Annotated in this window: 10 protein-coding genes; 8 read left to right on the top strand and 2 right to left on the bottom strand. The window is 44.5% G+C overall.

The genetic code is table 11. From position 1 onward, the window contains the following. Nucleotides 1-40: 40 nt before the first annotated feature. The 4 genes from ACOOFG_RS06680 (at nt 41) to ACOOFG_RS06665 (ending at nt 6,384) form a co-directional block, all read left to right on the top strand. The gene (locus ACOOFG_RS06680) at nt 41-856 is read left to right on the top strand and encodes an HlyD family efflux transporter periplasmic adaptor subunit (protein ID WP_420420698.1); all 816 of its coding nucleotides are present in this window, start codon (nt 41-43) and stop codon (nt 854-856) included. A gap of 8 nt (nt 857-864) precedes the next feature. Next, nucleotides 865-3,045, top strand: a complete 2,181-nt coding sequence (locus ACOOFG_RS06675) for an NHLP family bacteriocin export ABC transporter peptidase/permease/ATPase subunit (protein ID WP_420420697.1) — start codon at nt 865-867, stop codon at nt 3,043-3,045. Beyond that, nucleotides 3,038-5,959, top strand: coding sequence for an NHLP bacteriocin export ABC transporter permease/ATPase subunit (locus tag ACOOFG_RS06670; protein WP_420420696.1), 2,922 nt, complete (start codon nt 3,038-3,040; stop codon nt 5,957-5,959). The genes ACOOFG_RS06675 and ACOOFG_RS06670 overlap by 8 nt, the downstream gene beginning before the upstream one ends. Before the next feature lie 62 nt (nt 5,960-6,021). Then, on the top strand, nt 6,022-6,384 hold the full coding sequence (locus tag ACOOFG_RS06665) for a hypothetical protein (RefSeq protein WP_420420695.1): 363 nt from the start codon (nt 6,022-6,024) through the stop codon (nt 6,382-6,384). Here ACOOFG_RS06665 and ACOOFG_RS06660 read toward each other — a convergent pair. Further along, nucleotides 6,284-7,903 carry an FAD-dependent monooxygenase gene (locus ACOOFG_RS06660; RefSeq protein ID WP_420420694.1) on the bottom strand — a complete coding sequence of 540 codons (1,620 nt, stop codon included), beginning with the start codon at nt 7,901-7,903 and terminating at the stop codon, nt 6,284-6,286. The genes ACOOFG_RS06665 and ACOOFG_RS06660 overlap by 101 nt on opposite strands. A gap of 115 nt (nt 7,904-8,018) precedes the next feature. Here ACOOFG_RS06660 and ACOOFG_RS06655 point away from each other — a divergent pair, with 115 nt between their 5' ends. Next, nucleotides 8,019-8,312 carry a hypothetical protein gene (locus tag ACOOFG_RS06655; protein ID WP_420420693.1) on the top strand — a complete coding sequence of 98 codons (294 nt, stop codon included), beginning with the start codon at nt 8,019-8,021 and terminating at the stop codon, nt 8,310-8,312. A gap of 242 nt (nt 8,313-8,554) precedes the next feature. Here the strand turns inward: ACOOFG_RS06655 and ACOOFG_RS06650 are convergent, their stop codons facing one another. Next, nucleotides 8,555-10,831: an autotransporter domain-containing protein gene (locus tag ACOOFG_RS06650; protein ID WP_420420692.1), complete on the bottom strand. Its 2,277-nt coding sequence runs from the start codon at nt 10,829-10,831 to the stop codon at nt 8,555-8,557. Nucleotides 10,832-10,935: 104 nt separating this feature from the next. Here ACOOFG_RS06650 and ACOOFG_RS06645 point away from each other — a divergent pair, with 104 nt between their 5' ends. From ACOOFG_RS06645 to ACOOFG_RS06635, 3 genes are all read left to right on the top strand, one after another. Continuing rightward, the gene (locus ACOOFG_RS06645; RefSeq protein ID WP_420420691.1) at nt 10,936-11,226 is read left to right on the top strand and encodes a leucine-rich repeat domain-containing protein; all 291 of its coding nucleotides are present in this window, start codon (nt 10,936-10,938) and stop codon (nt 11,224-11,226) included. Nucleotides 11,227-11,437: 211 nt separating this feature from the next. Then, a complete protein-coding gene (locus tag ACOOFG_RS06640) occupies nt 11,438-11,809 on the top strand; it encodes a hypothetical protein (protein WP_420420690.1) in 372 nt (123 codons plus the stop codon). Nucleotides 11,810-11,824: 15 nt separating this feature from the next. Next, entirely contained in the window at nt 11,825-12,772 is a 948-nt protein-coding gene (locus ACOOFG_RS06635; RefSeq protein WP_420420689.1) for a leucine-rich repeat domain-containing protein, read from the top strand. Nucleotides 12,773-12,872: the final 100 nt, after the last annotated feature.

The following is a 12,872-nucleotide window of genomic DNA, read 5'->3' as shown; positions in this document are numbered from 1 at the left end:
ATTTAAAACAAGTTCATTCTTAATGAACCTAACTTGCTATATGGCTAAAGAGATATTCAGACACGATTCGGTTGAAAGACTTTCTTCTCCGTCGCAATTAAACAAGCTTCTTGTGGTGATTCGTTTGCGTGGTTGGGTGGTTTTAGCCACACTCGTTGCAATCATTTTGGGAATTTTGGTTTGGTCGTTTTTAGGTGAAATTCCCATCATCACAACAGGAAGAGGAATTTTACTTGCTCCCGATGCGCAATATACCTTGAATAGTCCGACTGATGGAGTGATCTCACAAGTTTATATCAAAACGGGAAGTCAGGTGCAGAAGGGGCAAGTGCTCATGGAGCTTTCAGATGGAAAAGCGGTTTTAGCTCCCAACAATGGAATCATCTTTCAAATGGAAGCGGGTAAAGGGCAGCAAGTGAAGCAGGGGGATGTTTTGATGTGGTTCGAACGAAAAGTTTATCCCAAGGATTTGGTGGTGTATGCATTCATTCCTATTGAAGCAGGAGAGCGTGTCAAAAAAGGGATGAAAGCAACAGTCGATTTGGGAGCAGTCGATACGCAAAAGTATGGTCAATTATTGGGTCAAGTGACAGAAGTGGTTCCCTACGCGGTTTCAAAAGATTCAGACCGGCTTAGGGTGATTCCTTCGGAAAAACTCCGTGAAGATCTCACGAAGGGGGCAACAGCGATGCTCGTGATCATTCAACCGTTTCTTTCTCCTGATAACAAGTCGGGACTGACTTGGACTTATGGCAAGGGACCACCTGATCGTTTAGCTCCCGGATCTCTTGGAACAGTGCGCATCACGATTGAGAATAAAAAGCCCATTTCCTATCTCATTCCAATTTTATCATAGGGTGAGAGATGCTAAAAGCAAGTCAATATTGGAGAGTTCGAACCCCCACAGTCATTCAGATGGAAAACGCTGAATGCGGAGCTGCCTGTCTGTCAATTTTACTCGCCTATTATGGCCGTTTTATTCCTATGGAAAAGCTCAGAGTTTCATGTGGAGTCTCTCGAGATGGAAGCAACGCTCTTAACCTCATTAAAGCGGCTAAAGAGCTTGGCTTTGAGGGAAAGGGAACTTGGGAGGGCTTAAGTGAAATTTATCAGGTGAAACAACCGACGATTCTCTTTTGGAATTACAACCACTTTGTCGTTCTTGAAGGATTTGGACGCGATGGAGTCTATCTCAACGATCCTGCGTTTGGGCCTCAGACTGTCACATATGAAGAGTTTGACGAAGCCTTTACGGGAATTGCCCTTCATTTTAACAAGACCAAAGCCTTTAAAAAAGGGGGCGCCGCTCAAAGTCTTTGGGATGATCTCAAAAGACGCCTCACTCCTGTCAAAATGTCACTTCTTTTCATTTTGATTGCCGGCTTTTGCTTGCTCATTCCCGGCCTAGCTTTGCCAGCCTTTATTCGGATCTTTGTCGACAACATTCTCGTCTCAAATATTCTCCCCTGGAGACAAGCCTTTTTGGGAGCGATTGGAATTGGAATGGTGCTTGCTTGGACACTTTCTTGGACGCAACAGTATTTTCTCAACCGGCTCAATGCAAAACTCTCGATCCGTTTTTCGAGTGAGTTTTTGTGGCACATTCTCCGTTTGCCAGTCACGTTTTACTACCAGCGGTATTCCGCAGAAATTGCCACACGCATGAATTTTAATAACGAAGTTGCTGAAACCATTACTGGGACGTTGGCAACCACGACAATTGATCTCGTGCTCGTTGTTTTTTATGGAGCTGTCATGCTCATGTACGATGTGACTGTTGCAAGTGTGGGGATCATTGCAGGGGTCTTGAGTTTGGTCGTGATGCGCCTCATTCAACGGACACGTACTGACATCTATGCAAGGTTGCAAAAACAGCAAGCGCAATCATCAGGTTATACGATAGGGGCAATCCAACAAATTGAAACGGTCAAAGCGACCGGGACGGAAAACGATGCGTTCAACAATTTTGTGGGGTATGAAACGAACAAGATCAATTCCCTTCAAGCAATTGGTGAAAAGGACGCTATTTTATCGACAACTCCTGTCTTTTTCCAAGGACTTGCCATGGCGGCTCTTTTGGGAATTGGAGGGTGGCGCATTATGAGAGGGGATTTGTCTGCAGGAACACTCATTGCACTTCAGATTCTCTTGCTTAGCTTTTTGCAGCCTGTCACCCGCTTTGTCAACTTTGGGCAGCTCATGCAGTTCATGAAAGTGAACCTCATGCGTCTCGATGACGTTTTGAATAACCCGATTGATCGTCTCTATGTTAAGAGAAAAGAAGGAGAAAAGGGAAAAGAGGTACTTAAACTTGATGGTTACTTAGAGTTTAAAAATGTCACTTTTGGCTATAGCCCCCTTTCGCCACCACTGATTGAAAATCTCAATATCAAAATCAAACCCGGCCAACGGGTCGCACTTGTGGGTCCTTCGGGGTCGGGAAAATCGACGATTTCGAAACTTTCGACTGGTCTTTTTCAACCTTGGAGTGGAGAGATCACCTATGATGGCAAACTTTACGAAGAGCATCCCCCTGAAGTGATGCACCGCTCGCTTGCCAGTGTCGACCAAGAGATCTTTCTCTTTGGGGGAAGCGTGCGAGATAATATCACTTTATGGGATGCGACAGTTCCAGACGATTTGCTTGTGAAAGCTGCCGAAGACGCCGCCATTCACTATGACATTTTAGGACGCCCTCACGGCTATGATATGGAGCTCATCGAAGGAGGGAAAAACTTAAGTGGTGGACAGCGACAACGCTTAGAAATTGCCCGAGCTCTCCTGTACAATCCTTCACTTCTCATCATGGATGAAGCAACAAGCGCCCTAGATTCACGCACAGAAAAGGCGATCATGAACAAGATCCGAAAACGGGGCTGCTCAGCCATCATGGTTGCCCATCGATTGAGCACCATTCGAGATTGTGATGAAATCATTGTCCTTGATCGAGGAAAAGTTGTTGAGCGGGGGACACACGAGGAGCTGAAAAAACTCGGCAAAGTTTACAAGAACCTGATTGAAAGTGAGACTGTGGAAGATGAATAAGCTTGAAGCATTGTTTCACGAAAAAGGACGGGTCACGCAGGCAGGAGCAAATTATCGCTTGGATCTTCAAGTAGAAGGATCCGTTTGGCTTCTTGAAAAAGGGTCAATGATCCTCTTTGCCGTAGAAAAGAGGGAGCAGCAAGAAGGAAGACGTATTCTTCTTTCGACAGTTGAAGAGAGAGGACTCATCTTTCCGATGCGGGGGCATCAAGACAGTCAGTTTGAGGTTTTTGCATTTAGTGAGCAAGAAATCACTCTCATAGAGCTTCCTCAAGAAGAGTTTGAGAGGCATTTAAAAAATGAGGAAATGGGAGACTGTTTTCTGCCGAAACTCGAGCATTGGGTGCACCGGTTTGCACCGCTACTCACCACAGATGTGGAAATCAAAGTAGATCGTTGGGCAGAAGAGGAAGATGAAATACATCTCGATCGAGGGGAAATCTTTTCCTTACGGATCAGTGAGAATCCACACGAGAAGCAGCGAGTTTTGTGGGGCGACTTTGAAAGAGAAGTTCTCAAACTGTTGGGCCCTTATGAAATCAAAATTCCCGAAGCTCGTCGCAGCTTTCCGATCATTCCTTATCAGTACTTTCTTGGCTTGGAGAATGGAGAAATTGCGTTTAAAACCACTCGTGAGGTGATTTGCGATGGATCATGGGCCTATGGGATCGAGCAATTTCACACTTTCTTGATGCATTTTTTAGTGAAGCGGCAACTCAAAACAACAGAAGAAGAGCTCAAACGATTTCGAGAAAAAGAAGCTTTGCAATCGGAAACCCTGCACGAGAGCCTCAATCAAATGGCCGCCATTCTCAAAGAAGAGGTGGGAGAAGAGCAGGCTCAGACGACCGATCCTCTTTTTAAAGCCTGTTTTCTTGTAGGAAAACACAAAGGCATTGAACTCAGTCTTCCAGAAAGAAAGCCTTTTAAAGGAACAGTCAAACAGCGCCTTGAACGGATTGGAAAAGAGTCCAACATTCGCGTTCGACTGGCAACTTTGAGTCCTAACTGGTGGAAAAAGGATTCAGGAGCTCTCTTAGGGTTTTACGGAAGAGAGAAACACCCCGTTGCCATTCTTCAAAATAAGTGGGGCTTTTATGAAGTCCATGATCCTGTTCAGGGAACGAAAAAGCCGCTAAACGACAAAGTCGCTAAAGCTCTTTGCTCTGAAGTCTATGTCTTTTATCTGTCCATCCCTGATCACGTCCATGTTGGAAAGAAAGTGATGCAACTTTTCACAAAAAGAAACTGGCGCGAATTTGCCGTTTTGGGGGCGTATGGACTCATTGCAGCCTTACTTGCTTTAGTTCCTCCTTGGTCGATGGCGATCTTATTTAACCATGCGATTCCCAATGCGAACATGCACATGCTCTATCAGCTTTTTGCTGGTCTTCTTGTTGCAGCGCTCAGCACCTCTCTTTTCATCTATTTTCGCTCGCTCATTTTAGGACGTATTACAGGAGTAGCAACTGCCGAAATCCAGTCGTCCTTATGGGATCGTTTACTCAAACTTCCTGCGAATTTTTTCCGGCGATTTGCAGGAGGAGACCTTCTCTTACGCGTTTGGATCATGGATCAATTGGTTCCGGTATTAGGAGGCGATGGGCCGCGTGTCATTCTAACCGGAATCTTTGCCCTCTTTTACCTAATCGTCATGGCAGTCTACTCTCTCAAGCTGACCTTCATCGCCCTTCTTCTCATCGCAATTTCGATGACTTTGACTTATTTCTGCGCTCGCTACAAAGTAAAAATGCAAAAAAAAGTGCTGGCATTTCAGGGGCAGATCAATGGAGCCTTGATTCAAATTCTCTCAGGGATTTCAAAATTGCGTGTTGCTGGAGCTGAAAATAATGCCTTTTCTCATTGGGCTACTCAGTATGCCAAATCAAAAAATCTAGAAATGAAAGGGCAGCATGCGCAAAGCTTTGTGGCAGCAGCTATGACCGCTTTTCCTCTCTTCTCTTTTCTCATCATTTTTGCTGTTGTGATTCAACTCGAAGAAGCCGGACGACTTTCTACAGGAGACTTTTTAGCCTACAACACCGCCTTTTTGACTTTTTCTGCTGCAATCTTTGATCTTAACAATACCGTTATGCACATCGCGCAAATCGTTCCCATTCTAAAACGGTCCAAAGTGATTCTCGAAGAAAAGCAAGAACTGCTCCAAAACAAATCGTCTCCTGGAAAGCTCACAGGAGACATTCGAATGGACCACATCAGCTTCGGCTATGACCCCAAAAGTGCTCCTATCCTAAAAGATGTTTCGATCCAAGTGAAACCGCACGAAATGATTGGAATCGTCGGTCCCTCAGGAAGTGGAAAGTCAACACTCATCCGTCTCATCCTTGGCTTTGAAGCTCCTCAAGGAGGCGCCGTTTACTATAACGGAAAAGATCTGTCTCATCTCAACATCAATGAAGTGCGCAAGCAAATGGGCGTGGTTCTTCAAGGCGGAGGAATCATTGCCGGGAGCCTCTATCAAAACGTCGTTGCAGGAGGGCGTTATACCCAAGAAGAAATCGACCGAGCCATTCGCCTTTCGGGCTTTCACCGCGATTTGCACTATTTCCCTATGGGATTGCACACCGTTATTCCCATGAACGGAGAAACTCTCTCTGGGGGACAAAAGCAACGACTGCTCATAGCTCGAGCATTACTTCCTCAACCCAAAATTCTCCTCCTCGATGAAGCAACCAGCGCACTCGATAACAAGTCTCAAAGCGAAATCTCGCAAAATATCGACCAGCTCGACATTACGCGGATTGTCATTGCCCACCGCCTCAGTACCATCCGCAATGCCAGCCGTATCTATGTCCTCGAAGGTGGAGAGATCACCCAATCCGGGACATTTGACTCTCTCTCCAAAAAAGAGGAGGGGCTGTTTGCCGACATGCTTAAGAGGCAAAAGCTCTAGAGTTTTATTCTCATTCTAGGTAGAATTTCTCCCTTTTGAACACTCTAAATTGGATGAGAGATATGGCTACAGAACTGCAATCAACGCTACCGTTTGACCCAAAGGCAATGCATATTTGGGTAAAGCTTCAAACAACACTCGAACTCTGCAGATTTTCAAACACTGATAAACTGACAAAAGTGCATCCTCGTGTTGATCAGATTAAAAAAGAATCTTTTCTAACTTACCCACTATGGACAGCTCAATTGACTTTAAAAGAGTGGGAAAAGGGCAATCAAGACCATCCCTATGTGAAAGAAGTTTCGACATTCGCACGCCTCTACGTCAGTCGGATTCCAAATCGATCCATGCCTGGAACTGCTTTTCTATTGAAGAGGGTTGAGGAGGTTGATTCGCAAACCCCACCACCTTGTCGGGGCGAATAAGAAGAGCTGTCGGTTTCTCAATTCCGTAGTGGCCGTGGGCGGAGGGCTCACGGTCGAGAAAACACCGATCTTTATCGGTTAGGCATTTCTTGACCATTTCATCATTGCGAATGAGAAAGAAAGTTTTCACGTGAGGAGCATACTTTTGCGCCATCTGATCAACTTTCTTTAAAGCTTCAAGATCTGAGCTATGTGGCTTTTTTCCGGAAAAGAGAAGCAGTGTATGGTGCGTTCCTTGAAAGAGCTCGTAGAGGCGCTTGCCCTTTGTCAGGGTATGATCAGGTGCCCGGTGACCTGCTCTAGCGTGCATCGGATGATGCTCGCATTCTTCATAGATGATCTTGTTGTGCTCATAGTGGAGATAAAGCTGAGAAAACCGTTTTGGCATTTGCGTTTTAATCGCATCAAAGCTTCCGACTACCGATAAAAAAGCATCACGTAAAAAGGCCAGTTTCGAGTTTTTAACCGTCATCATCTTTGTTAAGCGATCGGTGACATTGAGAACCCATTTCCCTATTGGATGCCGCTCAAGGTGGTAGGTTTTGAGTAGCTCTTCACTGCACACTCCTTTCTGCACCAGAGCGAGCTTCCAAGCGAGGTTGTAAGCATCTTGCATTCCAGTATTCATTCCTTGGCCTCCAGCCGGACTATGCAAATGGGCAGCATCACCCGCAATAAACACTCGTCCTTTTTGATAATGGTCTGCTTGCCTGTGGTGAATGATGAAAGTGCTCAGATCGCGCGGTTCAATCAACTTGAGTTTTTTTGCGACCCGCAACTGCAACGCTTCAAGTACTGTGTCATATGTGACAACCGGTGTTTCTTCCTTGGGGTTGTCCAGATAGATTTCATAAGTGATGCGCATCCTGTTACCTGGAAGAGGAAAAAACGCTGCAATGCCCCGCTCATGCAAAAAAAGCTGCAACTCTTGCGAATCAAACGGCCACTCTAACCCAGAATCAAGTACGGCCCAATGAGAAGGGTACTCTTCACCAGGAAAGGAGATTTCGCAAAGATGGCGGCACGTACTCCTGGCTCCATCGCACCCAACTACATAAGCAAATTGTTCGGGAACAAGACTTCGCTCGCCATGTTTTAGCATCACTTCAACATGGTCATCGTGCTGCTCAAGATTATTTAGCTCAACATTGCGCTCTACCTCCAAACCCAACCCTTTCAAATGCTCCATTAGCATGGGTTCGGTCAAACTTTGTGGCATATCCAACACAAAGCTATATCTACTGTCTAGGTTTTTGAACTCGGTATGGACAAGTCTTTTTCCATGAGAATAAAGATTGATTCCTGTGACTTTCACCCCTTTTTCGAGCGCTTCACCGATCAGACCCACATCTTCATAAAGTTCAAGGGTGCGTGCATGCACACCCACCGCACGTGAATCAGCAGCATGGTGTTTATTCTTATCGATGATGCGACACTTGGCACCATGGCGCGCGAGCTCCGATGCCATCATAAGTCCAACAGGTCCTGCACCTACAACGAGAATTTCATCTTTAGCCATTTGCCATTCCTTTTTTCTCTTTCTACCAAATCCCGATCGATTGCGCAACTCTAGCAGACTTAAAATTAATTTTTTACAATTTGTCCCTAATCCTGTTAGAAGTATTCCTCCTGAAGTGCTTTTAACAATAAAAGATCGCCATGATCTTCGTTCTGATCTACATTTGTTAGTCCTGTCTAATAAGCTTGAGGAACTCGCTTCCGCTATCACTCGAGAAGAAGGTAGTTCTACTTCAAAAATAGAAGAAAAGCCAAAAGAAGAAAAACCAGTAGTAAGTGCCTATCAGGCACCCACGGTTCTGCAAGCAGTTGCAGAGGTGGGAAAGAACCTGGCCATCGCTCAGCTACTCACGTTCTTTTCTGTGAGTTTTCTAGCGTCTACTTTGGCTTATTTGAATGAGGGGTATTGATCAGACGAAGAGTAGAGGGGATGTGTCATTAATCTGAGAAGCTGTTAGTCTAGTCCGGTTTCATGGGTTAGGGAAGATGACGTAGACATTAAGAGAGACTCACACTCTTGGAAATCTCATTTTTACCCAGTATCTCTTTGATGGGCACTTCCCGGTCGATAGCGAACTTGAAGAAAGGGTGGAAGCTATCCCTGAAGACTGCCTATGGAAGATTTACTTGGCTTGTTGGGTATATACCAATTTCAAAAGTATTTGCCGACTTCAATAGAAATTAGATGGGACTGGAATGATGAACCGAATTCTCCTTGATAATTCAAGGCTCCATAAGGATACTTTTTGCTACAGGGAATAAAATGAGAGCTTAGCTGAACAACTCCCAGATTTTGAGTCTTACTGCTAAATACCTCAATGCCAAATGATGAGACTGAAGCGACAAATGCTGCACGTTGTTCATTTGTATGAAAAGGAAGTTTGTTAACATAACTTGCCTTTTCCTGAAGGATTAAATCTCCCCACAGGTAGTGTATTGACTCAAAGAATCGAAGTCCTATTTCACTTCGCAACATAGAGGTATAGGTGCTTCCTATTTTTACATTAAATCCTGGGGCTCCATGTTCTCTCACTTTTCCTTGCCAATTGTTTGCCCAGTCAAGCATTGCAAAAGGCTCAATCACAAACCAGCTATCCATTGGATGAAAAGGGGCACTAATCTCAAGATGAGGAACAAGCAGTTTTCCATCAATATTTGCTGTTGAAGTCATCATCCCTAAAGTGATACGCTCATTTTTTAGCTGATATAGCCCTCCCCAAAGGGCCGCATTGATGAAAAGGTGTTTCCTATTCCAGGATCCATACAAGGTTAAAAACTCTTGGTGAAATCTAGCATGCCCTGCATTTTCTGTGTAATGGACATGGTTATAGGCATAAGCACCTCCTATTCCAATGACAGTATTTTGAATGCCACGGTAATCAAAGCCGATCATCCCCCCACCAATCCAATTTGTTAGCGCAACAAAGTTCTGGTCTTTTTTTTGATGAGCGTAGGTTCCAAAGCCTGTGAGCCATATGGAATAAGTAGGATCTTCCAGGCAAGGAGTATTTATTCGAATCATATCTGTTGCATCGGCAACAAGGCCTATTTCTTGATCTGCTAGTGAAGGAGTATGCTGAGCTCTGTTGTATGGATCTTTGTGGTAATACATCGAATGATTTGGCAGAACCTGAGTTGTTAGAGGAAATAAAGAGTTCATCACACTACTTCCCGGCCCATAGCTTTTGGGGACAATAGCATCTAAAATTGCAACACTATAGATTGGTCCAGGACCAAGACTACTTTCTAGATCTAGTTCAGTTAATGCTCCATTTGGTGCAACAAACGCAGCGTAGGGAGCTCCGGTTACGTAACTCTGTCCACCAATGATTCCTACTCCTGCATCATTAATTGCAACGCTGAAGATCTCTCCTTCAAGTGGCAAGTTTCCTAACTCTGTCAATGCTCCGTTTGACGCAACGAGAGCAGCGTAGGCAGGTCCGTTTACGTCATTTTGTCCACCAATAATTCCCTCCCCAGAGCGATTAATCGCAACACTATTAATGCTCCCAACTAAAGGAAAATTACCTCCACTTAGTTCTGCTACTGCTCCGTTTGGTGCCACGAGGGCGGCATACATAAGGAATCCAGGTTCAGCGCTTCCACCGATGATTGCAGTCCCACAGTTGTTGATTGCAACGCTTGTAATATCTCCGGAGTTCGAGAAAAAACTTCCTCCGCTCAGTTCATTCAATACTCCATCTGGAGCAACAAGTGCAGCGTAGGGCTTGTTTCCTATGAAATTTCCACCCCCAATGATTCCTACTCCAGAATCATTAATTGAAACGCTGAAGATTCTTCCATCAATTGAGGGAAAATTACTTCCATCTAATTCTGTCAATGCTCCATCCTGTGCAACAAGTGCAGCGTAGGCAGCTCCGTTTGGGAGATTCCGTCCACCAATAATTCCCTCTCCAGAGCGATTAATCGCAACGTTAAAGATTCTCCCATTCACTGAAGGGAAATTAGTTCCGTTCAATTCCCTTAATGTTCCATTTGGTGTTACGAGTGCGGCGTAGGCAGATGCAGAACGTTCTCCCCCAATAATTCCTTCTCCAGAATTATTAATTGCAACGTTGAGAATGATTCCGCTAACTGAGGGGAAATTGCCTCCACCCAATTCCGTTAATGTTCCATTTGGTGCTACAAATGCTGCATAGGGAGAGGTAAAGTCTCCCCCCCCAATGATTCCTACTCCAGCACTATTAATCGCAACGCTGAAAATGGGTCCGTCAATTGGATAATTGCCCCCACTTACTTCTGTGAGTGTTCCATTCGGTGTTACTAGGGCAGCATATCCAATGAAGGTTTCTTCCCCGCCGATGATTGCTTCTCCAGAACTGAATAAGGGGATGCTGAATATAAATACAGAAAGAGTGCATAAATTTCTTGCAAACCTCCAAAAAAGTCTGATCAATCGCTTCAGCACGTGATGAAATTCCTTTATTCAACCTTTCACCTTCTTTATTTAAATTCCTTTATATCTGGCAACTTAATTTTTCCTCATAGAACCCAATTACCAAGCTTGTTGAGTTGGATCTTTCAGATAATCAACTCACCGAACTTCCTGCTGAAATGTGCAATTGCAAACGGCTAGAAACTCTACATGTCAGGAATAAACCGCTTAAAACTCTTCCACATGCTGTGGAAAAACTCAAGCGACTCTCGGATGTGAATTTAAGAGGTGTTCCACTAGAAAAACTTCCGGTTGAGATCGCAGGTTTGAGCTATCTTGAAGTGTTTGTTTTGGAAACAGCTAGTAGATTCGTTCATTACGAAGAGGGGCGTTGCCAGACTCAGAGGAGATCGATGTTGAGGAGTTAGGCCCTTCGTACCCTATGGATTCCCTCTTTCTAAAGCTATCTAGAGTGGAGAGCAGTCTCATGGACCGATTAACACTGCTGTGATTGAGTCCGCAGAAAAAGAGGCAACCATGCCTAGTAATCCTAGAATGTCCGAGATTCTCTAGACGAGTTGTAGATGAAAGCTTATACTTACTAAAATATTAGTTTCGGGGGTTGAAGGAAATTAAAAAATGTCAGTCGATGTTTCGACAACTAATTTAGAAGATACGGTTCTGTGCCATTATCTCTTTGATGAAAACTTTGATTTAGAGAAAGCGGCTCAATCAAACCCGAAGATCAATCACGTCGCGCAGCAATGCTTAGAACGAATTGAGACAGTGTTTCTATTTCCGCTGATTGTAACAGAGGAAGCGGAGTTTGGTCAGGTTCTCGGAATCATGAGGCAATTGTCACTGATGCAACTCATACCTAATTTAGAAGTAGCAAAACAAGAGTCGACCTCCAACGGAGTTTTTAGAATGTGTGGGAATCAGTATTCACGTGCAGTGATAGATTTCATTCCCTCGCTTCTGAGAGGGAAGAACCCCTTTACCGTTTTCTAAAAAAATAGAGGAAATATGGGAGCATTACTTCAAACAGACTCATTGAAACATCAGGTTTTGAGCCGTTATCTTTTTGATCAGAACTTTCAACTGCAAGGTCAAGAAGAAGCCGCTGTTTCGGATGTGATTGCTTACTGTCTGGATGGAATTTGTGCGGTTGTCAATTCAACACACCCAGAGTTTGCAGAGCGTGAATGGAATATTCAGCCAAAGGCAACACTTTTTGAAAAACTGCAGGCGGCTTTTCATGCGGTCACCAGCGAAAAGACAAAACCTGCCTCTGCGTCTCAAAGAGGAGATCTCATTGCATACTATCAAACCTTGAGAAATGAGCAACTAAAAGAGAGTCGCCTCTTTTTATGGGCAATTCTCTTGGGGCATAGCGGAAATCCTCATGCAGGGCGGGCCTATCTTGAGAAAAATCATTTAATCGATTGCACGGGAGATCAAATTGCTGAGAAATTTCAGAGTTGGCTGGAAGAAAACCCAGAAATTTTGCTGATCGACCGGCTTTTTTTAGCTGAGTCCAAAGTTGGCTTACGGCTGACCTATTTGCCACCTGAAATCGGTCGATTTACAGAGCTGCGCTCGTTAACCATTATGAAGACCGGTCTTCAGCAGATTCCTCATCAAATTGGCAAGCTTTCAAAACTGCGAAAACTCTCATTGAATGATAACCGCCTAACAAAGCTGCCTCCTGAAATAGAGCAGTGCAGAGAGTTGAAATCTTTAATCTTGAGCCGCAACGTCATTGAGGAGCTTCCTTTAGAAATCGGAAATTTGACTCAGCTGACTGAGCTCTCTCTGACAGACAATGATCTCAAGGAGCTTCCGTTGGAACTCGGTGACTTAACCAATCTAGAACTGCTTCGGCTCGGCGAGAATCCACTTGAGGAGGTACCTCTTTATCTTAATCGACTAGCCAAAGCTAAGAGTTCTCAGCTTGCCCTCTCAGCTCATTGATTCTCTATCTGAAGAGCAAATAAGCAGGCTTCCTAGAGTGATTTGGGAGGGAGGTTTTATTGGTTCAAAATCAGCAGGTTAAGATTTAAAAAACCTCTTG

The organism is Simkania sp., assembly GCF_965215465.1.
Taxonomy (GTDB): Bacteria; Chlamydiota; Chlamydiia; order Chlamydiales; family Simkaniaceae; genus Simkania.
Note: the sequence above shows the minus strand (reverse complement) of the source record. Positions and strands in the feature narration are given on the sequence as shown.